19 protein-coding genes are annotated in these 25967 nt (G+C 66.9%); 15 read left to right on the top strand and 4 right to left on the bottom strand.

Features of this window, described 5'->3' with window-relative positions:
* The first annotated feature begins 29 nt into the window (after positions 1-29).
* Positions 30-1616, top strand: coding sequence for a bifunctional phosphoribosylaminoimidazolecarboxamide formyltransferase/IMP cyclohydrolase (gene purH, locus AB7P10_RS03025; RefSeq protein WP_428292361.1), 1587 nt, complete (start codon positions 30-32; stop codon positions 1614-1616).
* 63 nt (positions 1617-1679) lie between these two features.
* Here the strand turns inward: purH and hemL are convergent, their stop codons facing one another.
* Positions 1680-2987, bottom strand: coding sequence for a glutamate-1-semialdehyde 2,1-aminomutase (hemL, locus tag AB7P10_RS03020; RefSeq protein ID WP_428292360.1), 1308 nt, complete (start codon positions 2985-2987; stop codon positions 1680-1682).
* 10 nt (positions 2988-2997) lie between these two features.
* Complete coding sequence (gene thiD / locus AB7P10_RS03015; protein ID WP_428292359.1) at positions 2998-3939, bottom strand: bifunctional hydroxymethylpyrimidine kinase/phosphomethylpyrimidine kinase; 942 nt, start codon at positions 3937-3939, stop codon at positions 2998-3000.
* Between the two features lie 166 nt (positions 3940-4105).
* On the opposite strand from thiD, the gene AB7P10_RS03010 reads away from it, so the two are divergent.
* The 6 genes from AB7P10_RS03010 to AB7P10_RS02985 all read left to right on the top strand — a co-directional run bounded on the left by AB7P10_RS03010 (position 4106) and on the right by AB7P10_RS02985 (position 14040).
* Positions 4106-4279 carry a rubredoxin gene (locus AB7P10_RS03010; RefSeq protein WP_066266800.1) on the top strand — a complete coding sequence of 58 codons (174 nt, stop codon included), beginning with the start codon at positions 4106-4108 and terminating at the stop codon, positions 4277-4279.
* A 100-nt stretch (positions 4280-4379) separates the two neighbouring features.
* Complete coding sequence (locus AB7P10_RS03005) at positions 4380-4775, top strand: response regulator (RefSeq protein WP_137919986.1); 396 nt, start codon at positions 4380-4382, stop codon at positions 4773-4775.
* Positions 4775-5140, top strand: a complete 366-nt coding sequence (locus tag AB7P10_RS03000; RefSeq protein WP_297657047.1) for a response regulator — start codon at positions 4775-4777, stop codon at positions 5138-5140. The genes AB7P10_RS03005 and AB7P10_RS03000 overlap by 1 nt, the downstream gene beginning before the upstream one ends.
* Positions 5141-5170: 30 nt before the next feature.
* On the top strand, positions 5171-5707 hold the full coding sequence (locus AB7P10_RS02995; RefSeq protein ID WP_428292358.1) for a chemotaxis protein CheW: 537 nt from the start codon (positions 5171-5173) through the stop codon (positions 5705-5707).
* Between the two features lie 63 nt (positions 5708-5770).
* The gene (locus AB7P10_RS02990) at positions 5771-8023 is read left to right on the top strand and encodes a methyl-accepting chemotaxis protein (protein WP_428292357.1); all 2253 of its coding nucleotides are present in this window, start codon (positions 5771-5773) and stop codon (positions 8021-8023) included.
* Positions 8024-8070: 47 nt separating this feature from the next.
* Positions 8071-14040, top strand: a complete 5970-nt coding sequence (locus AB7P10_RS02985; RefSeq protein WP_428292356.1) for an Hpt domain-containing protein — start codon at positions 8071-8073, stop codon at positions 14038-14040.
* 3 nt (positions 14041-14043) lie between these two features.
* Here the strand turns inward: AB7P10_RS02985 and AB7P10_RS02980 are convergent, their stop codons facing one another.
* On the bottom strand, positions 14044-15543 hold the full coding sequence (locus AB7P10_RS02980) for a cryptochrome/photolyase family protein (protein WP_428292355.1): 1500 nt from the start codon (positions 15541-15543) through the stop codon (positions 14044-14046).
* 63 nt (positions 15544-15606) lie between these two features.
* Here AB7P10_RS02980 and AB7P10_RS02975 point away from each other — a divergent pair, with 63 nt between their 5' ends.
* From AB7P10_RS02975 to AB7P10_RS02950, 6 genes are read left to right on the top strand one after another with little or no spacing between them, the layout of a single operon-like run.
* Positions 15607-16194, top strand: a complete 588-nt coding sequence (locus AB7P10_RS02975; RefSeq protein ID WP_428292354.1) for a YqgE/AlgH family protein — start codon at positions 15607-15609, stop codon at positions 16192-16194.
* Positions 16191-16670 (top strand): Holliday junction resolvase RuvX, encoded by a 480-nt coding sequence (gene ruvX / locus AB7P10_RS02970; protein ID WP_428292353.1) that lies wholly within the window; start codon positions 16191-16193, stop codon positions 16668-16670. Before AB7P10_RS02975 ends, ruvX begins: the two co-directional genes overlap by 4 nt.
* The gene (pyrR, locus tag AB7P10_RS02965) at positions 16667-17185 is read left to right on the top strand and encodes a bifunctional pyr operon transcriptional regulator/uracil phosphoribosyltransferase PyrR (RefSeq protein ID WP_428292352.1); all 519 of its coding nucleotides are present in this window, start codon (positions 16667-16669) and stop codon (positions 17183-17185) included. Before ruvX ends, pyrR begins: the two co-directional genes overlap by 4 nt.
* A complete protein-coding gene (locus AB7P10_RS02960; protein WP_428292519.1) occupies positions 17182-18144 on the top strand; it encodes an aspartate carbamoyltransferase catalytic subunit in 963 nt (320 codons plus the stop codon). The genes pyrR and AB7P10_RS02960 overlap by 4 nt, the downstream gene beginning before the upstream one ends.
* Positions 18145-18147: 3 nt before the next feature.
* Positions 18148-19473 (top strand): dihydroorotase, encoded by a 1326-nt coding sequence (locus AB7P10_RS02955; protein ID WP_428292351.1) that lies wholly within the window; start codon positions 18148-18150, stop codon positions 19471-19473.
* Positions 19474-19478: 5 nt separating this feature from the next.
* Entirely contained in the window at positions 19479-20207 is a 729-nt protein-coding gene (locus tag AB7P10_RS02950) for a lysophospholipid acyltransferase family protein (RefSeq protein WP_428292518.1), read from the top strand.
* 16 nt (positions 20208-20223) lie between these two features.
* On the opposite strand, the gene AB7P10_RS02945 is transcribed toward AB7P10_RS02950, so the two are convergent.
* Positions 20224-21456, bottom strand: a complete 1233-nt coding sequence (locus AB7P10_RS02945; protein ID WP_428292350.1) for a helix-turn-helix domain-containing protein — start codon at positions 21454-21456, stop codon at positions 20224-20226.
* Positions 21457-21697: 241 nt separating this feature from the next.
* On the opposite strand from AB7P10_RS02945, the gene AB7P10_RS02940 reads away from it, so the two are divergent.
* Both AB7P10_RS02940 and AB7P10_RS02935 read left to right on the top strand, forming a co-directional pair.
* Positions 21698-23830 (top strand): PQQ-dependent dehydrogenase, methanol/ethanol family, encoded by a 2133-nt coding sequence (locus tag AB7P10_RS02940; protein ID WP_428292349.1) that lies wholly within the window; start codon positions 21698-21700, stop codon positions 23828-23830.
* Positions 23808-25964: a TonB-dependent receptor family protein gene (locus tag AB7P10_RS02935; RefSeq protein WP_428292348.1), complete on the top strand. Its 2157-nt coding sequence runs from the start codon at positions 23808-23810 to the stop codon at positions 25962-25964. Before AB7P10_RS02940 ends, AB7P10_RS02935 begins: the two co-directional genes overlap by 23 nt.
* Positions 25965-25967: the final 3 nt, after the last annotated feature.

Raw genomic sequence — 25967 nt, 5'->3', positions numbered from 1 at the left:
TTTCGCCAACGTTCAACGCCCAACCTCCCATGCGCGCACTTATTTCCGTCTCCGACAAGACTGGCATCGTCGAACTTGCCCAGGCACTGCACGACCTCGGCGTGACACTGCTCTCCACCGGTGGCACCGCCAAACTGCTCGCGGACAACGGCTTGCCCGTGACCGAGGTGGCGGAAGTCACTGGTTTCCCCGAAATGCTCGACGGCCGTGTCAAGACCCTGCACCCCAAAGTACACGGTGGTTTGCTGGCGCGCCGCGACCTGCCCGAGCACATGAGCGCGCTCAAGGCCCATGGCATCGACACCATCGACCTGCTGGTCGTCAACCTCTACCCGTTCGAGGCCACTGTGGCCCGGGTTGGCTGCACGCTGGAGGACGCCATCGAGAACATCGATATCGGTGGCCCGGCCATGGTGCGCAGCGCCGCGAAGAACTGGAAGGACGTCGCGGTGTTGACGGACGCGGCCCAGTATCCGGCGGTGATCGATGAGCTCAAGGCTGGTGGTCGGCTCAGCGACGAGACCCGCTTTGCGCTGTCGGTGGCCGCGTTCAACCGCATCAGCAACTACGATGCCGCCATCAGTGACTACCTCTCGAGCATCGCGTTCGAAGCCAGCGCGAGTGTGCCGCAACGCGGTCTGTTCGCCGGGCAGTCCAACGGCCGCTTTGTCAAGCTGCAGGACCTGCGCTACGGCGAGAACCCGCACCAGAGCGCCGCGTTCTACCGCGACCTGTACCCAGCGCCCGGCTCGCTGGTCACGGCAAAGCAGTTGCAGGGTAAGGAGCTGAGCTACAACAACATCGCCGACGCCGACGCGGCCTGGGAGTGCGTCAAGAGCTTCGATGCGCCCGCCTGCGTGATCGTCAAGCACGCCAACCCATGTGGCGTCGCGGTGGGCACGGGTGCGCTCGACGCCTACAGCAAGGCCTTCCAGACCGATCCCACCAGCGCCTTCGGCGGCATCATCGCGCTCAACCGCACCCTCGACGGTGCGGGCGCGCAGGCGATCAGCAAGCAGTTCGTCGAGGTGCTGATGGCGCCGGGCTACACGGACGAGGCGCTGGAGGTGTTCAAGGCCAAGGCCAATGTGCGCGTGTTGCAGATCGACTTGCCTCCTGGCGGCCCCACCGCCTGGGACAAGGGCCTCAACCTCATGGATGTGAAGCGCGTGGGCTCGGGCCTGCTCATGCAGACCGCCGATAACCACGTGTTGCAGCGCGCTGACCTGAAAGTGGTGAGCAAGTTGCAGCCAACGGAGCAGCAGATCGATGACCTGCTGTTTGCTTGGAAGGTCGCGAAGTTCGTGAAGTCCAACGCCATCGTTTTCTGTAAGGACGGCATGACCATGGGCGTGGGCGCGGGCCAGATGAGCCGGCTGGATTCGGCGCGCATCGCCAGCATCAAGGCAGGTCACGCCAAGCTGTCGCTCCAGGGCACGGCGGTGGCCAGCGACGCTTTTTTCCCGTTCCGCGACGGACTGGACGTGGTGGTGGACGCGGGCGCCACCTGCGTGATCCAGCCGGGTGGCTCGATGCGCGACCAGGAGGTCATCGACGCAGCCAATGAGCGCGGCGTGGTGATGGTCTACAGCGGCGTTCGCCACTTCAGGCATTGAGCGGCGCAATCACGCAATAAAAAAGGCCGGTGATGTCACCGGCCTTTTTTGATGGAAACAGTTTCAGCCTGCCAGTTGCCTGAATACGTCACGGGCTGCGGCCACCGTCGTCTCGATGTCCTGTGCGGTGTGCGCCGCGCTCACGAAGCCGGCTTCGTACAGGGCGGGCGCGATGTACACGCCGCGCTCCAGCAGGCCATGAAACAGCGTGTTGAAGCGCGGGCCGTCGGTGGTCATGACCTTGGCGTAGTTCTGTGGCAGTTCGTCGAACAGGAAGAAGCCGAACATGCCGCCTTCGCTGTCGCCGCACAGGGCCACGCCTTGGGCGGCCGCGGCAGCCTTGAGGCCGTCGACCAGCGAACGCGTGGTGGCCGACAGCGCTTCGAAGAAGCCGGGCTTGCGGATCTCGCGCAACGTGGCCAGACCACAGGCGGTGGCCACCGGGTTGCCGGACAGGGTGCCGGCCTGGTACACGCCGCCCAGGGGGGCGAGCTGCTCCATGACCGCGCGCTTGGCGCCAAACGCCGCCAGCGGCATGCCGCCACCGATGACCTTGCCCAGGACCGTCATGTCGGGTTCGAAGCCGGGAATCAGTTGCGCGTAGACGCTCTGCGCGCCGCCGAGCGCGACGCGAAAACCGGTCATGACCTCGTCGAAGGCGAGCAGTGCGCCGTGCTGCGTGCACAGCTTGCGGCAACGCGTCATGAACGGCACGCTGGCGCGCACAAAGTTCATGTTGCCCGCGATCGGTTCGATGATCAGGCAGGCGATCTCGGCACCGTGCTCGGCAAACGCGGCTTCGAGCTGGGCCACATTGTTGTATTCGAGAACCAGCGTGTGCTGCACCACCTCGGGTGGCACCCCGGCGCTGGTCGGATTGCCGAACGTGGCCAGCCCGGATCCCGCCTTGACCAGCAGGGCGTCCGCATGACCGTGGTAGCAGCCTTCAAACTTGACAATCTTCTTGCGCCCCGTGGCACCACGCGCGAGACGGATCGCGCTCATGCCGGCCTCGGTGCCTGAACTTACCAGTCGCACCATGTCGATGCTGGGCACAAGTTCGATGATCGCCTCGGCCAGTTCCACCTCGCGCTCCGTGGGCGCGCCATAGGAGAAGCCCTCAAGCACGGCGCGCTGCACGGCCTCGACCACGGCCGGATGGCCGTGGCCCAGGATCATCGGCCCCCACGAGCCGATGTAGTCGATATAGCGCTGGCCATTGGCGTCCCAGAAGTGGGCACCCTGCGCGCGCTGCACGAAGCGTGGCGTTCCACCCACGGCGCGGAATGCGCGCACGGGGGAATTGACGCCACCGGGAATCAGCGCGCGGGCGCGGTCGAACAGTCGCTGGTTGTGATCGATGGTGGTCATGGTCGGGTGTTCAATGCCGTGTGGTGTCCAGCGGGAAGTCATCAGCGTCGAGCAGGCTGTCGGTGGCGTCTTCGCCGGCAGGCTCTTCCTCGCCACCTTCCTCGTCGTGCGCCCAGAACAGGCGGTCTGGAACCGCATGCCCCATGCCCGGCTGGAATCCCGCGTCCAGACACTGGTCCAGATAGGTCAGTGCCTCCGCGCAGGCGGACTGAAGGTCACTGCCGCCCGCGATCAGCGCGCACAGCGCGGCCGACAGCGTGTCGCCAGCGCCGGTGAAGGTGGCCTCGAATCGCTCGTAGCGTGCTGTGGCCAGCACCGTTTCGGGTGATGTCAGGTGGCTCTCCAGAAACTGGTCGGCGGCATTGAAACCGGTGACCAGGGTATAGGGCACACCGTGCACCGCCGCCGCTTTTGCCACTTCGCGCGGGCTTGGGGGGCGGTCGCCTTCCCATTCCGGCAACAGCCAGCGGCACAGTGTGCTGTGGTTGCCGACCAACACCGTGGTCTGGGGCAGCAACAGTTCGGCGCATGCATCGAGGTAGGTCTCAATGGCGAGCTCGTCCCACCAGGACAGGTCGGGCATGTAGGTGATCACCGGCACTTCGGCGTAGTCGGTGGTGATCTCGGCAATGGCGCTGAGGTTCTCCGGACTGCCGACGAAGCCGACCTTGAAGGCCTGCACTGGCATGTCCTCGAGCGCGCAGCGGGCCTGGTCGGCCACTGCCTCCTCGTCGAACGCGATGTGGTCGTGGATGTCGGAGGTGTCACGCACGTACGCACCGGTCACGACGGCCAGCACATGCGTTGACGCGCTGGACATGGCGGTGATGTCCGCGCTCAGTCCACCCGCACCGCTGGGGTCGCTGGCGTTGAAACTCATCACGCAGGGAAGAGAAGCCTCGCCTGGGCGCTCCACTGCATTGCGCGCGGAGGGTTCGGGTGTATCGGGCATGTCGTAAGGTGGGGAATAAGTGTTGCGCCGCGGTCGTTCGGGGCAAAGGTGCGGGCGTGGTGTGCGGCAGGGTCGACAGCCGGTGTCACTGGCTTGCGGAGCGGTGCAGGGCTGCGCAAATGGCTCGATACAATGCTTGCATTCTAAGACAATGCCCCCTATAACCATGACCGAAACCAAGACTTGGATGTGCCTGATTTGCGGCTGGATTTACGACGAAGCCGAAGGCGCTCCCGAGCATGGTGTGGCAGCGGGGACCCCTTGGGCTGAAGTACCGATGAACTGGACGTGTCCTGAATGCGGCGCGCGCAAGGAAGATTTTGAAATGGTGCAGATCTGATGCTGAGACGGTGCACCTGATGGTCTCGTTGCGAACCCTGCTGTTGTATCCGCGGGGCTCGCATTCCCTGTTCTGCCCCACCCTCTGGAGCTAGTGAACCGTGAGCACAACGCCTGCCCTCAAAGTCCTGGTGGTCGACGACAGCAATACCATCCGGCGCAGTGCCGAGATCTTCCTCAAGCAGGGTGGGCACGAAGTCCTGCTGGCCGACGATGGTTTCGATGCGCTGGCCAAGATCAATGACTATCAGCCTGATCTGGTGTTCTGCGACATCCTCATGCCACGTCTGGACGGGTACCAGACCTGCGCAATCATCAAGCGCAATGCGCGCTTCGCCAACATCCCCGTGGTCATGCTGTCGTCCAAGGACGGTGTGTTTGACAAGGCCCGCGGGCGCATGGTGGGTTCGCAGGACTACCTCACCAAACCTTTCACCAAAGACCAGTTGCTGCACGCGGTGCAGCAGTTTGGCGCCAACCTAACTGGAGCCGTGTGATGCCCATCCGGAAAATCCTTGTCGTCGATGACTCGAAAACCGAGCTGATGGTCCTGTCCGACCTGCTGAGTAAAAACGGCTACACGGTGAGCACCGCTGAGAATGCGGACGAGGCCTTTCGTCGCCTTGGCGAGGAAAAGCCCGACCTGATCCTGATGGACGTTGTGATGCCCGGTCAGAATGGGTTTCAGCTCACGCGTGCCATCACGCGGGACCCTCAGTATTCGAGCATTCCCATCGTCATGTGCACAAGCAAAAACCTGGAAACCGATCGCGTCTGGGGCATGCGCCAGGGCGCTCGTGACTACGTCACCAAGCCGGTGGACGCCGAAGAGCTTCTGTCGAAGATCCGGGCGCTGGGCTGATCGCAGCAAGAGACCTCAAACGCATCGAGCATGGCCAAACGTCAGTCACTCAAGGAACTCCAGGAGCGATTGGCTCAGCGCTTGACGGCCGCCAAGACCGAAGCCGTCACCGCGACCTGGCTGGCCGTGGAAGCCAATGGTCGGCCCTACCTGCTTCCTCTGGTTCAGTCGGGCGAGATCTTTCCTTGGTCGCCGCTGCAGCGCGTGCCCTATACCAAGCCCTGGTATGCCGGCGTGGCCAGTCTGCGAGGCGGACTGCATGGCGTGATCGATCTTGCACGGCTGGTTGACACGGCCACCGGTGCGCCTGCCTTGCCTTCCGAGCGGGTGACATCCGAATCGCGCCTGATCAGCCTGCATGCCGCCCTGGGCGTGAACGCCGTGATCTGGATCGACCGGTTGCTGGGCTTGCGCAACCCGGCCATGTTTTCCGCTGTCGGGGCCAACCCTGACGGCGCGCCTTCCTATTTCACCCGTACTCTGGTGGACCTGCAGGGTCAGACCTGGCAGGAACTGGACTTGCAATCGCTCGTGGCAGAGCCCGAGTTTCTGGCGATTGCAGCCTGAAGGTTGAACCCGCGGACCGTATGGGTCCATTTGTCATTCTGTTTTCAGTTGGAAGGTTATTACATGGCTATGCTTGATCGATTCCAGGGTCTCTTCAAGAAAAAAGCCGGCGACGAACCCGACCTTTCCAACGCCACCGACCAGGATGTGGCGGAGATCGCTGCGGCCAGGCTGGCGCCCGACCCCGCGGTGGACGGATACGGTGGTAGTCCGATGGTGGAGGATGACGAGGACAGCGCCGCGCAGGCGGGCCTCGTGTCCCTGCCCCTGCTGGGGCGTCGTCCCGCGGATCAACACCAGCGTTCGCTGGCGGTGTTGCTGGCCTTCGGCCTCGTCGTGCTCGGCGCGGTGACTTTCTTTGCATTGAGCCAGACGGAACGGGTCGGGCAGCAGGTGGCCGCCAGCGGTCAGGCGCTGATGCAGTCGCAGCGTCTGGCCAAGAGCGTGTCGCAGGCGTTGATCGGCAGTCCCGAGGCCTTCCCCGAGGTGCGCGACAGCTCTGACGTGATGGCCCGTGCCTTGCGCGGACTCAAGCAGGGCGACGCCGAGATGTCGCTCAATGCCTTGGGTCCGGCCTACGCTGGCCAGCTCGACGAGCTGCTGCCCAAGATCGATGAGGCCGAGCGCAATGCGTCGGCGGTGCTGGCGCAACAGAAGATCCTGACCCAGGTGGGTGACGCCTTGCGCACCATCAACCGTCAGTCCTCGGACCTGCTCGAGATTGCAGAAACCATCTCGTCGCTGAAACTGCAGCAGAACGCCCCGGCGGCCGAGATCTCTGCGTCGGGCCAGCTCGTGATGCTGACCCAGCGCATCGGCAAGTCCGCCAACGAATTCCTGACCATGGAAGGCGTGAGCCCAGAGGCCGTGTTCCTGCTGGGCAAGGACTTGAACACGTTCAAGGAAATCTCCGAGGGTCTGCTCAACGGCAGCGAAGAACTGCGACTGGCCGCGGCGCGCGATCCGCAGGTGCGCGAACGCCTGGACGCCTTGCTCAAGCTCTACGAAGCCACGCGTGTGGAGGCGGGGGCGATTCTGGGCAACCTGCAAGGCCTGGTTTCGGCGCGCGAGGCGCAAGCCGGCATCATTGCCGACAGCGAGCCATTGCGTCTGGGTCTGGAAAAGCTGCAGGGCGATCTGTCCTCGCGATCGGGCCTGGGTGGCGGCGAGTTCCTTGCGTTGCTGTTCTCTGCCTTGTTCGCCCTGCTGTGCGCGGCCGGCCTTGCCTATGTGCAGCTGCAGGACAGCCGCCAGCGCCAGCTGACGGCGGAATCGCAGCGGCTTGCCGCCGAATCCCTGGAGCAGGACGCCAAGCGCGTCAACGACGCCAACCAGGCCGCCATTCTGCGCTTGATGAACGAACTGCAGACGGTGGCCGAAGGCGACCTGACGCAGGAAGCCACGGTGACGGAAGACATTACCGGCGCCATTGCCGACTCGGTGAACTACACGGTGGAAGAACTGCGTTCGCTGGTGGGCAACGTGCAGGCCACGGCCACCCGCGTGGCGCAAACGACTTCCGCGGTGGAGAGCACCTCCACCGAACTGTTGGCCGCCTCCACAGAACAGCTGCGCGAGATCCGCGAAACCGGCCAATCGGTGCTGGACATGGCACAGCGCATCAACGAGGTGTCGGGCCAGGCGCAGGAATCGGCGACAGTGGCGCGTGCATCGCTGCAAGCCGCCGAGTCGGGTCTGCAGGCGGTGCAGGATGCCATCGGCGGCATGAACGCCATCCGCGACCAGATCCAGGAGACCTCCAAGCGCATCAAGCGGCTGGGTGAGTCGTCGCAGGAGATTGGTGAAATCACGGAACTGATTTCCGACATTACCGAGCAGACGAACGTGCTGGCGCTCAACGCCGCCATTCAGGCCGCTTCTGCCGGTGAAGCCGGCCGCGGCTTCTCGGTGGTGGCGGAAGAGGTTCAGCGGCTGGCTGAACGCTCCGCCGATGCCACACGCCAGATTTCTGCGCTGGTGAAGGCGATTCAGACCGACACGCAGGACGCCGTGGCCGCCATGGAACGTTCCACGCAGGGTGTGGTCGAGGGTGCCAAGCTGTCCGACAACGCCGGTACTGCGCTGTCTGAGATCGATCGGGTGTCGCGCCGACTGGCTGAACTGATTGAACAGATTTCCAATGCCGCATCCCGCGAAGCCGACTCGGCCAACGAAGTGGCTGGCAACATCCAGCACATCTTTGCCGTGACCGAGCAGACCGGGGAAGGCACGCGCTCGACCGCCCAGCAGGTGCGTGAACTCTCCGCGATGGCCGAAGAACTGCGCCAGTCCGTGGCGCGATTCAAGATCGCGTAAACCAACCGGTCCGCGCCTGTCTGTCTGCGCAAACCCACTGGAAGACCATGCTCGACACCGCCACCGACACCGACAGCCTGAACACGGACGCGCCGGTCGCCGATCTTGGCCCGCTGGCGTGGGTCTTTGAAGAACTGCGCAAGTCGCTCGATGGCGCCAACAAGGCCATCAGGCGCTTCGTGCGCGAAACCGAGCAGTCGCGCAACAACGATCTTGAGGCGGTGGATCCGGGCTCCCTGCGGCTGGCGCGCCAGCAGTTGCATCAGGCCGTGGGGGCCCTTGAGATGGTGGGTTTGGGTGCGCCCGCACAGGTGTTGCGCGCGATGGAGGCGGCGGTGCAGCGCTTCGTGCAGCGGCCCAACACCTGCACCGAGGAGGCGGCGGGCAAGGTCGAGCGCGCCAGTTTTGCGCTGGTCGAATACCTCGAATCGGTGTTGAACAACAAGCCGGTGCAACCGGTGGCGCTGTTCTCCCAGTACCGTGATGTGCAGGAGCTTGCTGCGGCCGAGCGGGTCCACCCGGCCGACCTCTGGCCCTTCGAACACCGCGGTCTGGAAGTGGCGGCGCCGGTGGGGTCGTCCCCGTTGGAGTGCAATGCGGCGATCCGCTCGCTGTTCGACCGGCTCGTGTTGCTGGTGGTCAAGACACAGAGCGTGGCCGCGGCAACGCAGCTGGCCAAACTCAGCGCAGGCCTGTCGGCAGGAGCGACCGAAGCGCGTGCACGCACCTTCTGGCGCATAGCTGCCGGTTACTTCGAGGCGGTGGCGCATCGCCTCCTGCCGCCGGACGTGTATGTCAAGCGCGCCACCTCCCGCATCCTGCTGCAGTTCGTCAATCTGGCCCAGGGCAAGCCCCAGATTTCCGAAACCCTGCTGCACGATCTGCTCTTTTTCTGCGCACAACCTGTCAGTGTGTCCGAGGCGACAACGCCCCACCTGGCTGCGGTGCGCGCGGCCTTCGGCTTGGGCAGTCTGCCACCGGTGGACTACCACCAGGCCACGCTGGGCCGCTACGACCCGGCCGTGCTGGCGCAGGCCCGCAAACGCATCCATGCCGCCAAGGAGGTGTGGTCGCTGTACGCTGGTGGCGATGCCAGCCGCGCGCGGCAAGTGGCGGATCAGTTCAGCCTGATCGGAGACTCCCTGCTCAAGTTGCACCCGGCCAGCACGGCGCTGGCGCAGGCGCTGGTGAAAGCCGCCGACCAGGCGGTGCACGAACCGGGTGGGGTGCGCCCCGAACTGGCCATGGAAGTCGCCACCACCACCTTGTACCTGGAGGCTGCTTTCGAGGACTTTGACCCCAGCGCCCCCGAACTGACCGAGCGCACATTGGCCCTGGCCAAACGGCTTGAAGGTGTGCTCGCAGGTCAGCCCGCACGGCCGCTGGATGCATGGATGGAGCAGCTCTATCGCCGCGTGAGCGACCGCCAGACCATGGGCAGCGTGGTGGGCGAGCTCAAAGTTTCCCTGGGCGAAGTGGAAAAGTCGCTCGACCAGTTCTTCCGATCCCCGCAGGAAAAAGCCGGCCTGCATGTGGCGGTGTCCCAACTCGGCCAGATGCGCGGCGTGCTGTCGGTGCTGGGTCTGGATCAGGCCGTGAGCGCGGTTGCGCGCATGCGCAACACGGTGGACCAGATCCTCGACACCGAGGTGGACGAGGCCATGGCCCGCGAGGCCGGCACGTTCCAGCAGTTGGGCAACAACCTCAGCGCGATGAGCTTCCTGGTGGACATGCTCAATTACCAGCCCGCGCTGGCCAAGAAGCTGTTTGTGTTCGATGAGGAGAAGGGCGAGTTGCTCCCCCTCATGGGTCGTACCGTGGGCGCGACGGCGCCGCACCAGCCATCGCGCGACGAGGCGCAGGCCATCAGTGAGGGCGTGCAACGCGTGGTCGACGGTGTGCAGGGAGGGCTGAGCCTGGTCGACCTGAGCGAGCAGCTTGGGTCCCTGGCTGATCAGGCTTCGCTGGCCGAACAGTCGGGCGTGGCGCGCGCCGCGCGCGAGGCCGCCGAGGCCGTGGTCAAGGACGATGCCGCAGCCGGTGCGCAGGCGCTGGTGGGCCTTTCCGAGTCATCGGGTCCGGGGCGCAGCGTGGAGCCACAGGCTGCGAGCGACGAGGACACGGACGAAGACGACCTGCTCGATATCTTCCTGGAAGAAGCCCGCGAAGTCGTGGCCAACGGGCAGGAGGCGGTGTCGCACCTGCAGGTCCAGCCGAGCGATCTCGAGCATCTCACGACGCTGCGGCGCGCGTTCCACACGCTCAAAGGCAGTTCGCGCATGGTCGGTCTGGACGAGTTTGGCGAGGCGGCTTGGTCGATGGAGCAACTGCTCAACACCGTGCTGGCCGAACAGCGACCCGCGAGCCCGCCACTGCTGACACTGGCGGGCGAAGCGATGCAGGAGCTTGCACGCTGGGTGGACGACATTGCCGCACACCGCGCCGACGCCTGGCGCGCGCAACCCTTCCGCACCAGCGCAGAGGCGCTGCGCGACCAGGGTCAGTACTTGCCATTGGTGCCGTCCGGCCCAACTTCCCTGACCGAGGTGTCACCGCCAGCGGACGAACCGGCGCAGGCGCAGATCGAACCCACCGTCGATCCGGAACCGCAAACCTCGGCCGATGACGTGCTGGCGGACAGCGACTTGGAGGCGCTACCGCCCACCGATTTTGTGAACACCAATGCGCTCCCACTGCTGGAGGAGGCTGTTGAGCCTTCCTCCATGCAAGCCTTGTCTGGCGAGCCACTGCTGGCTGACATCGATTTCAGCAGCCTCGAAGCGCTTTCCACGAGCGCCGTGCCTGTCTCTGAAGTGGAGGCGGCAGCTCCGGTGGAACCCACCGAACTGGTGGAGTCGGTGGCGAGCACCGCTGCCACGCCAGACGAGGAGGCCATTGCCGACGCTCCTGTGCCTGAGACGTTGCCCGATGTGCCTGCGTCCGGCCCGGAGACCCCTTCCGCAAGCGATTCCGAGGCAACGCCAGATGAGCAGACCCGTGTCATCGGCCCTCTGCGCATCGCGCTCAAGCTCTACAACGTCTATCTCAACGAAGCCGATGAATGGTCGCGACGCTTGAGCACGGTGCTCGCGGAATGGTCGCTTGAACGCCACGAACCCGTGCCGGAGCAGGCCGAGGCGCTGGCGCACTCGCTCGCAGGCAGTTCCGCCACGGTCGGTTTCGAGTCGTTGTCGAATATTGCCCGTGCGTTGGAACATGCGTTGGAATCCGTCGGCCTTCACCAGCAGGCGGGCCAGCCGGCCACGGCTGCGCAGGCTCAGTTGTTTGTCGACGCGTCCGAGGACATCCGCCGCCTGCTGCATCAGTTCGCCGCCGGCTTCCTCAAGGAAGCCAACCCCGAACTGATGACCGCGCTGTACCGCGTGGTGCACGACCCGTTGCCCGAGGGTACGGGTGTGCAGGGCGACATCAGTGCGCCGGACGTTTCAGCACCGGTCGAAATCGAGACGGAGACTGAGCCCTCACCGCCGGATGCCGGGTTGCAGCAGGCCGAAATCGCGGCGCCCGTTTTGCCGCTGACCGGTTTCGAAGTGCCCGCGCAGCCCGAGCACACGACCGCCTTCATGGCGCCACACGCCGATACCAGCCGCGTGCACACGCCGGTGCAGGACATCGACGACGACATTGACGTGCTGGACACGATCGACGTGGACCTGTTCCCGATCTTCGCGGAGGAAGCGCAGGAGTTGATGCCGCAACTGGGCAGCGCGCTGCGCCAGTGGGTGGCGCGCCCTGACAACGCCAGTGCCCGCGCCGAAGTGCTGCGCAATCTGCACACACTCAAGGGCAGCGCGCGGCTGGCCGGAGCCTTGCGATTGGGTGAAATGGCGCACCGCATGGAGACCACGGCCGAGCGGCTGGGCTCGGACGTGCAGCGAGGCACCGACCTCGAACCCCTGCAGAGCGCGTTCGACGCGATCAGCGCGCGCTTCGATCAGTTGCGCAACGCCGACGCCCGCATCGAGGACGTCCTGCAGACCGCTCCCGAACTGGCAGTGGCACCCGTTGTGATGGCGCCGGTACCGGCCATGGAGGTTGCGCAGCCCGTAACGCCGGTCGAGGCGCCGGCCACGGCCGATGCCCCCGGTCTGGCCGGCTTGACCTTGCCCGCCGCACCCACCGCGGTGCAGGCGCGCGCGGGTGCCGCAGTGCGTGTGCGTCCGGAACTGCTGGACCGCCTGGTCAACCAGACCGGCGAGGTGATGATCACGCGTGCGCGCATGGAGTCCGAACTTGTGACCCTGCGGGGCTCGCTCAAGGACCTCACGGGCAACCTGGACCGCCTGCGCGGCCAGTTGCGCGACATCGAGTTGCAGGCCGAGACGCAGATGCAGTCGCGCCTGGCTCAGGCGCGCGACGCCGACCAGTCTTTCGACCCGCTGGAGTTCGACCGCTTCACCCGGGTGCAGGAACTCACGCGCATGATGGCCGAGTCGGTCAACGACGTGGCGACCGTGCAGCGCAACCTGCAGCGCGCCGTGGAGTCCACCGAGGACAGTCTGGTCGCCCAGGCGCGCCAGACGCGCGAACTGCAGCGCGACCTGCTGCGCACGCGCATGGTGGAATTCGAAGGCATTTCCGAGCGCCTCTATCGCGTGGTGCGGCAGGCGTCCAAGGAAACCGGCAAGCAGGTGCGGCTGGACATCACCGGCAACATCGAAATGGACCGGGGCGTGCTGGACCGCATGACGGGCGCCTTCGAGCACCTGTTGCGCAACAGCGTGGTGCACGGAATCGAGTCGCCCGAAGTGCGCCAGCAACTGGGCAAGCCCGCAGAGGGCCAGATCGAGATCGTGCTTGGCCATGAGCTCAACGACGTGTCGCTGGTGTTCACCGACGACGGTGGCGGCCTGGATCTGGCGCGCCTGCGGGAAAAGGGCCGTGCGCAGGGCCTCATTCCAGCCGACGGCGATCTGAGCGACGAGGAAGCCGCGCAGCTCGTCTTTGAGCCCGGGCTGAGCACGGCGCGCGAGGTCTCGGAACTCGCTGGTCGCGGCATCGGCATGGACGTGGTGCGCAATGACGTTGTTGCGCTGGGTGGCCGGATTGAAACCGCCACGAAAGCCGGGCAAGGCAGCAGCTTCAAGCTGGTGCTGCCGCTGACCACCGCTGTCACGCAGGTGGTGATGCTGCGCGCCGGCGCGCTCACGCTGGGCGTGCCGTCCAACCTGGTCGAAGTGGTGCGCCGCCTGAGCAACGACGACCTGGCCAAGGCCTATGCCACTGGCCATCTCAACGTGGCCGGCGAGGACGTGCCGTTCTACTGGGCCGGCGCGCTGCTTCAGTCATCGGCCCAGTCGACCGAGGCACAAGGCCGAACCCAACCGGTCGTGATCTTCCGAAGCGCCGCGCAGCGCGTGGCCATGCATGTGGACGAAGTGCTGGGCAACCAGGAAGTGGTGGTCAAGAACCTCGGGTCGCAGCTCTCGCGGCTGCCCGGTCTGGCGGGCATGTCGGTGCTGGCATCGGGTGCTGTGGCGCTGATCTACAACCCGGTTGCGCTGGCCACGGTGTACGGAGCGCAGGTGCCCGAATGGGTGGCCAGTCAGCAGAGTCAGGCGCCGCAAGCCGCTTCGGGTGACGCATTGATGGCGCAGAACGCGCTGGAAGTGAGCGCCGTGCCGCTGGTGCTGGTGGTGGACGACTCCATCACCGTGCGCCGCGTGACGCAGCGCCTGTTGCAGCGCGAGGGCTACCGGGTCACGCTCGCCGCGGACGGTTTGCAGGCGCTGGAGAAGCTGCAGTCGGAACGGCCCACGGTGGTGCTCTCCGACATCGAGATGCCGCGCATGGACGGGTTCGACCTGGTGCGCAACATCCGCAGCGACGCGCGCCTGTCTGATCTGCCCGTGATCATGATCACCTCGCGCATCGCGGAGAAGCACCGCGAACACGCGCGCGAACTCGGGGTGGACCACTACCTCGGCAAGCCCTACGCGGAAGACGAGTTGCTGGCCCTGATCGGGCACTACGCCAAGGCCGCTGCGGAGGCCTGAACGTCAACCGGGCGTGCGGCCCGGGGACTTCACCACCGCGTAGCGTTGCAACGTGCGCTCGCGCGCCTCGGCGTGATCGATGACCGGACGCGGGTAGTTCGTCCCCAGCACCACGCCGGCGGCCGCGAGTTCGATCTCGTTGGCCTTCCAGGGCGCGTGGATGGCGGCATCGGGCAAGCCGGCAAGCTGGGGCAGGTAGCGGCGGATGAATTTGCCACCCGGGTCGAACTTCTCGCTCTGCGTGACCGGGTTGAAGATGCGGAACCAGGGTTGCGCGTCGCAGCCGCTGGAGCTTGCCCATTGCCAGCCACCGTTGTTGGCTGCGAGATCGAAGTCGATCAGGTGGTCGGCGAAGTAGCGTTCGCCCCATTGCCAGTGGATGCCGAGGTCTTTCACGAGGAAGCTCGCCACGACCATGCGCAGGCGGTTGTGCATGTAGCCGGTCTGGTTGATCTGGGTCATCGCCGCATCCACCAGCGGGTAGCCGGTGCGGCCCTCGCACCACGCAGCGAACAGTGCCTTGGCGTGTTTGCCGTGCTCGAACTTGATGTGGTCGTATTCGGGCTTGAACGCCTTGTCCACCACGTGCGGGAAATTGGCCAGCACCTGGTGGTAGAAGTCGCGCCAGATGAGTTCGGACAGCCAGGTGCTCGCGCCGGCGATGCCCTGCAGGTGCATCTGGTACGCCACCGAGGCGATCTGGCGGATCGATATGGTGCCGAAACGCAGGTGCACGCTCAGGTAGCTCGGCCCCTTGATGGCGGGGAAGTTGCGCGCCTCGTCGTAGCGGTCGATCCGCTCCACAAAGTCATCGAACAGCTGGTGCGCTCCGCGGGCGCCCAGGGGCACGGGCAGTTGCGCGAGATTGCTGCGTTCGAAACCGATGTCGGAAAGTGCCGGGACGGGCCGCGCATGTGCGGCTGGAACGGCGGCCAGCGCCGCCGCGTACGTCGCCACGGGGTAACCCTTGAGGTGGAAGGGCGTGATCGCCTTGAGCCAGGCGTTCTTGTAAGGCGTGAACACGCCAAATGCATGACCGGCCTGCGTGAGCACTTCACGCCGCTCGAAGATGACATGGTCCTTGTGGCTGTGCAGCATGATGCCGGCGTGCGCCAGGTCGCCAAACACCTTGGCGTCGCGCGCCACCGCGGCGGGCTCGTCGTCGTGGTTGGCGAACACCGCTTGCACGCCCAGGCGCTGCGCCAGCGCGGGAACCGCCTGCATCGCCGCCGCGTGCAGCACGATCAGGCCCGCGCCGTCCACGCCGTGCTCCCGGCCCAGCTCGCGCAGCCGCCCATCAAGCTCCACCAGGGATTCTCGGATGAACTCGACCCGTCGGTCGGCCTTGAGACCGCGTGCCAGCAGTGGATTCAGGATGTCGGTGTCGAAGACGAACACGCACCACACCTGCCGGCACGCCTTGAGCGCGTGGTACAGCGCCGCGTTGTCCTGCGAGCGCAGGTCGCGGCGGAACCACATCAGACCTTTGTCGTAGCTGTTCATGGGCAGGGCGGGTTTCCCCCTGCCGGGAGAAGGCCAGCAGAGTCGGCGGCTTAAAATCGCGCCATGTCCGCTGATTCTGCCTCCATCAACCTGACCAATCATTTCCTGATTGCGATGCCCGGCCTCAGCGACGAGCTTTTCGGCCGCAGCGTGGTGTTCATGTGCGAGCACAGCGAGCGTGGCGCCCTGGGGTTGGTGATCAACAAGCCCAGTGACATCCAGCTCTCCCGCCTGTTTGAAAAAGTTGACCTGCCCATGGGCCGCGACGATCTGGCGCAGCTTCCCGTGTTCCAGGGCGGCCCGGTGCAGACCGAACGCGGTTTCGTGTTGCATGAAGCGGTCTCCGGCGAGGGTGAATCGGTGTATGCGTCCACCCTGTCGATCCCGGGGGGACTGGAGATGACCACCTCCAAGGACGTTCTGGAGGCGATGGCCTCGGGCGCGGGGCCGCGCCGGGTGTTTGTGTCGCTGGGCTATGCGTCCTGGGGGCAGGGGCAGCTCGAATCGGAAATCACCGAGAACAGCTGGCTCACGGTGGAAGCCGACCCCGCCCTGATCTTCGACACGCCGGTGGCCGAGCGCTACGAGCGCGCCATGGCCCTGCTGGGCCTGCAGCCCTGGATGCTGTCGCCCGACGCGGGGCATGCATGAGCGCCGCGCCGGGCTGCTCCCAAGCAAGCTCGCACCGCGGCCAGCAGGGCGAAGGTATTCCAGTACATGTCCCTGCGCCCGATGTCCCGGCGAGTTGCCAGACATTTCTCGCATTCGATTACGGCCTCAAGCGCACTGGCGTGGCCACGGGAAACCGGCTTACCCGCAGCGCCACACCACAACCCACCATCGTGGCAGAGGGAGACGCGCGCTTCGCGCAGATCGCATTGCGCCTGAAGGAATGGCAGCCCGATGCTCTGGTGGTGGGCGTGCCTTTCCACCCGGACGGTGCCGCCCACGAGAACACCGTACGTGCCCAGAAGTTCGCGCGACAGCTGCGCGGCCGCCATGGCTTGCCGGTGTTCGAAGTCGACGAACGCTACAGCACGACCGAGGCACACAGCCTGGGCGCGAAAGACGCCGATGCCGCATCGGCCTGCATCATCCTGGAACAGTTCTTGAGGAGCCTGCCTTGACGCCCGATCCATTGCCCGACGCCGAGTCGCTTTATGCCGAACTCTTGCGCGGGGTGCAGACGTTGCTGGCGACCTCGCCCGAACCGGTGGTGCTCGCGGGCATCACCTCCGGCGGTGCCTGGCTGGGCGAGCGCCTGCAGCGCGACCTGGGGCTGCCCGGTCCGGCCGGCGTGATCTCGTCGAGCATGCACCGCGACGACTTCGCGCAGCGCGGCCTGGCCTCAAGTGCGCAGACCGTGCTGCCCTTCGACGTGAATGGCGCGCATGTCCTGCTTGTCGACGACGTGCTGCACACCGGGCGCACGCTGCGCGCGGTGATCAACGAACTCTTCGACTACGGCCGACCGGCCAGTGTGCGCCTGGCGGTGCTCGTGGACCGTGGCGGACGCGAGCTGCCGATCGAGGCCAACGTGTGTGCCGCGCGCCTGACGGTGCCCGATGGCAGTTCGCTGGAGCTCGCGCGCGACGAAACCAGCGGCCGCCTGAGCTTCGTGCTGGAAAACAAGGAAGCCTGACCGTGCCACGCAATCCCCAGCTCAACAAGAACGGCGAACTCATTCACCTGCTCTCCACCGAGGGCCTCTCGCGCGACATCCTCACGCAGATCCTGGACACGGCGGCCAACTTCACGAGCGTGAGCAGCCGCGAGGTCAAGAAGGTTCCGCTGCTGCGCGGCAAGAGCGTGTTCAACCTGTTCTTCGAGAACAGCACGCGCACGCGAACCACGTTCGAGATCGCGGCCACGCGCCTCTCCGCCGACGTGATCAACCTCGACATCGCGCGCAGCTCCACCGCCAAGGGTGAGTCGCTGCTCGACACCATCGCCAACCTGAGCGCCATGGCGGCCGACATCTTCGTCGTGCGCCACAGCGAGTCGGGTGCGCCCTACCTGATCGCGCAGCATGTGGCGCCACACGTGCATGTGGTCAATGCCGGCGACGGCCGCCACGCGCATCCCACGCAGGCGCTGCTCGACATGTACACGATCAGGCACTACAAGCAGGATTTCACGAATCTGTCGGTGGCCATCGTGGGCGATGTGCTGCACTCGCGCGTGGCGCGTTCGGACATCCACGCCCTCACCACCCTGGGCTGTCCAGATGTGCGCGTGGTCGGCCCGCGCACGCTGGTGCCGGGCGACCTTTCGCACATGGGTGTGCGTGTGTGCCATACGCTGGAAGAGGGCATCAAGGACTGCGACGTGGTCATCACATTGCGGTTGCAGAACGAACGCATGAGTGGCGCGCTGCTGCCGTCGAGCCAGGAGTACTTCAAGAGCTTCGGCCTCACGCCCGAGCGCCTGCGCTGGGCCAAACCCGATGCCATCGTCATGCACCCGGGCCCGATCAACCGGGGTGTGGAGATCGACTCGGCCGTGGTCGATGGCCCGCAGAGCGTGATCCTTCCGCAAGTGACCTATGGCATCGCGGTGCGCATGGCCGTGATGTCCATCGTCGCCAGCAATGAGGCCTGAACCATGAAGATACTCATTCAGAACGGTCGCGTGATGGACCCGGCCACCGGACGCGACGAGATGGCCGATGTGGCGATCGCCGCCGGGCGCGTCATTGCCATCGGCAACGTGGCGCCCGATTTCCACGCCAGCCGCATGATCGATGCCACGGGTTGCGTGGTCGCACCCGGCCTGGTGGACCTGGCCGTGCGCCTGCGCGAACCCGGGCAGGAACACGCGGGCATGCTCGAGAGCGAAATGGCGGCGGCCGTGGCCGGTGGTGTCACCTCGCTGGTGTGCCCGCCCGACACCGATCCAGTGCTCGACGAGCCCGGCCTGGTCGACATGCTCAAGTTCCGGGCCGAGAAGCTGCACCTGGCGCGTGTGTTCCCGCTGGGTGCGCTCACGCGCGGCCTGCAGGGCGAGGTGCTGACCGAGATGGCCGAGCTCACGGAATCCGGCTGCATCGGTTTCGGCCAGGCCGAGGTGCCCATCGTCAACGCACAGGTGCTGCAGCGCGCCCTGCAGTACGCGGCCACTTTCGGCTACACGGTGTGGCTGCGCCCGCAGGACTTCTGGCTCGGCAAGGGTGTGGCGGCCAGCGGTCCGCTGGCCACGCGCCTGGGCCTGGCCGGTATTCCCGCCGCGGCCGAGACCATTGCGCTGCACACCCTGTTCGAACTCATGCGCGGCGCTCAGGGCAAGGCGCGCGTGCACCTGTGCCGCATCAGCAGCGCGGCCGGCCTGGCGCTGGTGCGCCAGGCCAAGGCCGAGGGCCTGCCTGTGACCTGCGACGTGAGCGTGCACAACCTGCACCTGACGGACGTGGACATCGGTTTCTACGACAGCCGCCTGCGCCTGCAGCCGCCGGTGCGCCAGCAGCGCGACCGCGATGCGCTGCGCGCCGGCCTGGCCGATGGCACCATCGACGCGCTGGTGTCCGACCACAACCCGGTGGACAGCGATGCCAAGACGCTGCCCTTCGCGGAGGCCGAACCCGGTGCCACCGCGGTCGAACTGCTGCTGGGCCTGGCCTGTACCTGGGCGCAGCAGGACGGTCTGGGCCTGATGCAGGCGCTCGCCGTGCTCACCAGCGGCCCGCAAGCCGTGCTGGGCGCCAGCCTGGGCACGCTGCAGGCCAGCGTCGGGCGCATCGCGGTGGGCGGCGTGGCCGATCTCTGCATCTTCGACACCCGCGCAGGCTGGACGGTGCGGCCCGATGCGCTGCGCAGCCAGGGCAAGCACACACCCTTTGGCGGCCACGAGTTGCCGGTGTACGTGCGCGCCACCCTTGTGGGCGGGCAACTGGCCTACCAGGCGGACGCCAGCGAACAGGCCGCCCACGCGTGAAGCTGATGCGCGCGCTCTCGCGCGCCGTGCGCGCCATCGCCCACGTCGTGCGCGGCCTGTGGATCATTCGCACCGAGTTTGGCCGGCTCACGCCGTCCCAGACCCAGTTCCTGGTGCGCGAATGGACGCGGCGCATGCTGGTGATCCTGGGCGTGGACCTGGTGGTGCGGGGCACGCCGCCCGAGCATGGGCCGTTGCTGCAGGTGGCCAACCACATGTCCTGGCTGGACATCCTCGTCATGAACGCCGCGCGGCCCAGCCGCTTCGTCTCCAAGTCCGATGCCCGGCACTGGCCGTTGCTGGGCTCGCTCATCACCGGCGCGGGCACGCTCTACATCGAACGCGGCAACCGCCGTGCCGCCATGCGCATGGTGCACCACATGGCCGAGCGACTGGAATGCGGCGACATCCTGTCGGTGTTTCCCGAAGGCACCACGGGTGACGGCAGCGCGCTGCTCCCGTTTCACGCCAATTTGTTGCAGGCCGCCATCGCGGCCAGGGCGCCGGTGTTGCCGGTGGGGTTGTGTTTCCTGAACAGCCATAGCGGTGAACCGCACCCGGCGCCCGTGTTCGTGGGCGACACCTGGCTGATCGGCTCCATCTGGGCCACGCTCAACGCCGAACACCTGCGCGCGGTGGTGCACTACGGCGAGCCGCAAGCGGACCATGGCCGCGACCGCCGCACCTGGGCCACCGACCTGCGCGCCGAGGTCGATCGGCTGCGCCAGCCCTAGCAGCCTGCTAGGCGTTTCAGGTCTTCTGCAGGCGCCGGTACAGCATGCCGCGCGACACGCCGAGTGCGCGCGCAGCCTTGGCGATGTTGCCGCCGCACGCTGCAATCGTGGATTCGATCAGCCGCTGCTTGTGATCGAGCAGCGTGGCCTGGGTGGCTTCGGGCGCGGCCTCGGCCACGGGCGCCGTGGTGAGGGCCGCTGCGTGCCCAGGCGCATCGGCCCGCAGCAGGTCGGTCACGCTGGCCGGTTGCGCCGGAGGCGACATCACCACCGCGTGCCGGAAGTCGGTGCCGTCGCGGGCGGTGAGCGTGGCCTTCATCCACACGCCAAGGCCGTTGGGCAGATGCCGGGTCTGCACTTCGTCCCGTCGCGGCAGCGCAAGCAGGTGCTGCAGCGGCGCCCCGAACACCTCTTCCACGCTGGGGCTGCCCTCCATGCGGCAGCCGGTGAGGCGGCGGCCCGCGCCATTGAGCCAGAGCACCCGGCCATGGCTGTCGATGCCGGCGAGCGCCTCCATGGGTGTGCCGAGCAAGGCGGGGCTGGCCTGGAAATGCAGCACGAGGTGTTCGACCGATTGCAGCTGCAGCAGGCGGTTCTCGATCGTGGTGGCGTACATGCCCACCACCGAAGCGGCATCGAAGTGAAAGCGCCCGGCTTCGATCGACACATCGAGCACGCCCGCCAGATGCCCATGGATGTCGCGGATCGGCGCGGCGGCGCAGTGCACCGACTGCAGGCACTGGAAGAAGTGCTCGGCGCCGGTGACGGTGCAGGCCTCGCCGGTGCGCACCACGACGCCCGGCGCGTTGGTGCCGATCTGGCCTTCGGCGATGTTCACGCCCACGCGCGAAGCCGTCCGCAGCAGCGGCTGCTGGCTGACCTGCGGCAACTGCGTCGCGTGGATCACCACGCCCTGTGCGTCGGTGAGCAGCACGCGGCAGTCGGTGCCGGCGAGCGCGGCCTCCATGTTGTTGAGTTCGAGGTTGCCGGCCTGCAGCAGCTGGCGGTTGCGGTTCAGGCTGGCGTGGGCGCGGCTGCGCGAGACCTGCTCGAAGCTCACCGTGTCGGTCGGCCGGCGCTGCGCCGTGGTGCATCGCAGCCAGGACTGGATCACCGCCTCGCCCACCAGGCCCGAGGGGCGTGTGCCTTCGTCAAAAAAAAGCTGCCGTGCCAGCGCGGTGCGCTGTTCGGTGGTCTGAAAGAAAAGCTGGCGCGGCGTGCTCGCCTGCCCGGTGGTTGCGTGGGGCATGTTCTCGTCCTGCGAAGCGTCTCCCGATCAGTATCCGGCCCTCGCGGCGCGAGCGGCATGGGGGTATGCCCTCGCCCGACCGGCGGCCAGGTGTTCCACGCTGGAACACATCGGGCACAGGGAAATCCCGAAGGTGAACGGCGGCGCGCGGAGGAAGAAGATGCAGAAGCTGTACCGGCGTGCGTCTGGCGCGGCTGCCCCACAACGGTCCTGCAACGGGCAGGTCATACAAGGAGACACCATGAAACCGACACCCCTCGCCTCAGCCAGGTGCCGCGCGGCCGCCTGTCTGATCACCGCGCTGGCGCTTTGCGGTGCCGCGGTCGCGCAGTCGCCCGCCAAGGGCTCCCCGCAGCACATCAAGGCTGCGGTCGGCAAGGTCAACGCGGCGTTCATGAAGGGCAACGCGAAGCAGACGCCCGACTGGCCCAGCTACGGCCTGGACTACGCCGAGACGCGCCACTCGAAACTGAACCAGATCACCACCGCCAATGTGAAAGATCTCGGCCTGGTCTGGTCCTACAACCTGGAATCGAAGCGCGGCGTGGAATCCACACCGCTGGTGGTCGACGGCATCATGTACGTCACCGCCTCCTGGAGCATCGTGCACGCGGTGGACGCGCGCACCGGCAAGGCGATTTGGACCTTTGATCCCAAGGTGCCGCGCGAGGCCGGCTACAAGGGCTGTTGCGACGTGGTCAACCGCGGCGTGGCGCTGCACGAGGGCATGGTGTTCGTCGCCGCCTACGACGGGCGCCTGATTGCGCTGGACGCGGCCACCGGTGCCAAGGTGTGGGAGAAGGACACCATCATCGACCGCAAGTTCAGCTACACCATCACCGGTGCACCGCGCGTCTTCAAGGGCAAGGTCATCATCGGCAATGGCGGTGCCGAGTACGGCGTGCGCGGCTACATCACCGCCTACGACGCGAAGACCGGCGATCAGAAGTGGCGCTGGTTCACCGTGCCGGGCGACCCCAGCAAGCCCTTCGAGGACGCGTCGATGGAGAAGGCGGCCAAGACCTGGGACCCGGCCGGCAAATGGTGGGAGGCGGGCGGCGGTGGCACGGCCTGGGACGCCATGGCCTTCGATCCCGAGCTCAACCTGATGTACATCGGCACCGGCAATGGCTCGCCCTGGGCGCGCAGCAAGCGCAGCCCGGCCGGCGGCGACAACCTGTATCTCGCCTCCATCGTCGCGCTCAACCCCGACACCGGCAAGTACGTCTGGCACTACCAGGAGACCCCGGGTGACAACTGGGACTTCACGTCCACCCAGCCCATGATCCTGGCCGACCTCACGCTGGACGGCAAGAAACGCAAGGTGATCCTGCACGCGCCGAAGAACGGCTTCTTCTTCGTCATCGACCGCACCAATGGCCAGTTCATCTCCGCGAAGAACTTCGTCGACGTGAACTGGGCCACCGGCTACGACAAGAATGGCCGCCCGATCGAGACACCCATGGCCCGCGTGGCCGACCGCCCGCGCGAGATCATCCCCAGCGCCTTCGGCGCGCGCAACTGGCACTCCATGTCGTTCAACCCCGCCACCGGCCTGGTTTACATGCCGGTGCAGGGGGTGCCCATCACCCTGATGGACAACAAGGACTGGAAGTTCAACGCCGAGCGCCCGGGCGAGCCGCACAGCGGCATGGGCTGGAACCTGGCGACCTTCGCCAACGTGGAACCGCCCACCAGCAAACCCTTCGGTCGCCTGGTGGCCTGGGACCCGGTGAAGCAGAAGGCCGCCTGGACGCAGGAGCAGATCTCGCCCTGGAACGGCGGCACGCTCACCACCGCCGGCAACCTGGTGTTCCAGGGCACGGCCGACGGGCGGTTCATCGCCTACAACGCGACCAGTGGCGAGAAGCTGTGGGAAACGCCCACCGGCACCGGGGTGATCGCCGCACCCTCGACCTACCTGGTCGATGGCAAGCAGTACGTGTCGATCGCGGTCGGCTGGGGCGGCGTGTACGGCCTGGCCCAGCGCGCCACCGACCGCCAGGGCCCGGGCACGGTCTACACCTTTGCCGTGGGCGGCAAGGCCGAGCCGCCGGCCTTCGTGAAGTACCAGCTCGGCAAGCTGGTGGCGGGCGTCAAGTACGACCCCGCCCACGTGCCCGCCGGTACCGCGCTGTACGTGAGCAACTGCGTCTTCTGCCATGGCGTGCCCGGGGTGGACCGCGGCGGCAACATCCCCAACCTGGGCTACATGGACGCGTCCTACATCGAGAACCTCGACAAGTTCGTCTTCAACGGCCCGGCCGGTGCGCGCGGCATGCCCGACTTCACGGGCAAACTCAGCCCGGACGATGTGCAGAAGATCAAGGCATTCATCCAGGGTACGGCCGATGCCATTCGGCCGAAGAACTGATCTGCGGCTGCTGGCCAGCGGCAGCCTGCTGCTGGCCAGCGGCATCGCCTTCTCACAAACGCCAACCGAGCGCGAGGACACGGCCGGCGCGCTCGCGCCGGTGGTGGTCAGCGGGGACGGTGCGTGGCAGCGGCGCTGGCTGGCGCCCGGCTCGGTCGAGGTGGTCGACGGCGAGGAACTGCGCGCCGGCCAGTTGCAGATCAACTTGTCAGAGGGCCTGGGCCGCGTGCCCGGCCTGGTGGTGCGCAACCGCCAGAACTTCGCGCAGGACCTGCAGATCTCCATGCGCGGTCACGGCGCACGCGCGCCCTTCGGCGTGCGTGGCGTGCGCCTGTACGTGGACGGCATACCCGCCAGCGCGCCCGACGGGCAGGGCCAGGCGGCCAACTTTCCCATCGGCAGCGCCGACCGCATCGAGGTCATTCGCGGCCCATTTTCCGCCTTGTACGGCACCTCGGCCGGAGGCGTGATCGCGCTCTACACGCAGGACGGCCAGCGCCCCACCGAGTGGCGCAGCGGCCTGGCCGCCGGCGCCAATGGGCTGTGGCGCCTGTCCACCCAACTGAGCGGGCAGACGGGGCCAGCCGAGCGGCCCGGCTGGTCGTACACGCTGGACGCCGGCAAGTTCGCCACCGAGGGCGAGCGCGCGCAATCGGCCGCCTCGCGCAGCACCGGCAACCTCAAGCTGGCCCGGGCGCACGAGGGCGGGCGCACCGTGCTCGTGTTCAACCGCCAGAGCAGCGTGGCGCAGGACCCGCTCGGCCTCACGCGCGCCGAGTTCGAGGCCGACCCGGGCCAGACCACGGCCGCGGCCACGCAGTTCAACACGCGCAAGAGCGTGTCGCAGACGCAGCTGGGCCTGGCCTGGGAGCAGGCACTGGGCGATGGCCACCGCATCGAGCTCATGGGCTATGGCGGACAGCGCCAGGTGCGCCAGTTCCTGGCCGTGCCCACGGGCGCGCAGATACCGGCCGGCAGTGGCGGTGGCGTGATCGACCTCGCGCGCGACTACTGGGGCCTGAACGCACGCTGGCGGCTCGACCGGCGCTACGACAGCGGCCGGCTCACCGTGGCCGCGGGCCTCGCATCCGACCGGCAGTCCGAAGACCGCCTGGGCTACGAGAACTTCGTCGGCGGCACGCTGGGCGTGCAGGGCAACCTGCGGCGCGACGAGACCAACCGCGCCAGCACGCTCGACCCCTATGTGCAGGCCGAGTGGCGCACCGAGGCCACCACGCTCATGGCCGGCCTGCGGCATTCGCGCGTGCGCTTCTCGTCGGATGATCGTTACATCGTTGCGGGCAATCCCGACGACAGCGGCGAGGTGACGTTCTCCGGCTTCAGCCCGGTGCTGGGCCTGCGGCGCGAAATCACGCCGCAGCTGCAGGCCTTCGCCAGCGTGGGTCGCGGGCTGGAGACGCCCACGCTCAACGAGGTGGCGTACCGCGCCTCGGGCCTGAGCGGCCTGAACCCCGCGCTGAACGCCTCGCGCAGCCTGAGCGCCGAAGCCGGCCTGCGCGGCCGGCAGGGCTGGGGCAGCTGGAGCGCCACGCTGTTCGAGACGCGCACGCGCGACGAGATCGTGGTGCTGTCCAACAGCGGCGGGCGCTCCACCTTCCAGAACGCGGGGCGCACGCGCCGCCACGGGCTGGAGGTCGCGGGCCTGCTGCAGTGGGGCAGGCTCACGGTGACGCCGGCCTTCACCTGGATGGATGCGCGCTACCGCGACGGCTTTCTCACTTGCGCGGGCACGCCTTGCGCCGCGCCCACCGTGCCGGTGGCGGCCGGCAACCGCATGCCGGGCCTGGCGCGCCAGCAGGCCTACCTGCAACTGGCCTGGGAGCCGGGCTGGGCAGGCAGTGTGTTCACGCTCGAGGCCCTGCACACCGGGCGCATGGCGGTCAACGACCGCAACACCGAGTTCGCCGCCGCCAGCACCGTGTTCAACCTCGGCGTGCGTTTCGAGCAGAACCGCGGCGACTGGACCTGGCGCGAATTCCTGCGCGTCGACAACCTCACCGACCGCGCTTACGCCGGCTCGGTGATCGTCAACGAAGGCAATGGCCGTTACTACGAGCCGGGCGCGCGGCGCTCCGTCTACCTGGGGGTGGAACTGGTGCGACGGTTTCGCTGAGTG

The organism is Hydrogenophaga sp. (assembly GCF_050182545.1).
Lineage (GTDB): Bacteria > Pseudomonadota > Gammaproteobacteria > Burkholderiales > Burkholderiaceae_C > Hydrogenophaga.
The sequence above is the reverse complement of the archived record's forward strand: the minus strand, read 5'-3'. Positions and strand labels throughout refer to the sequence as shown.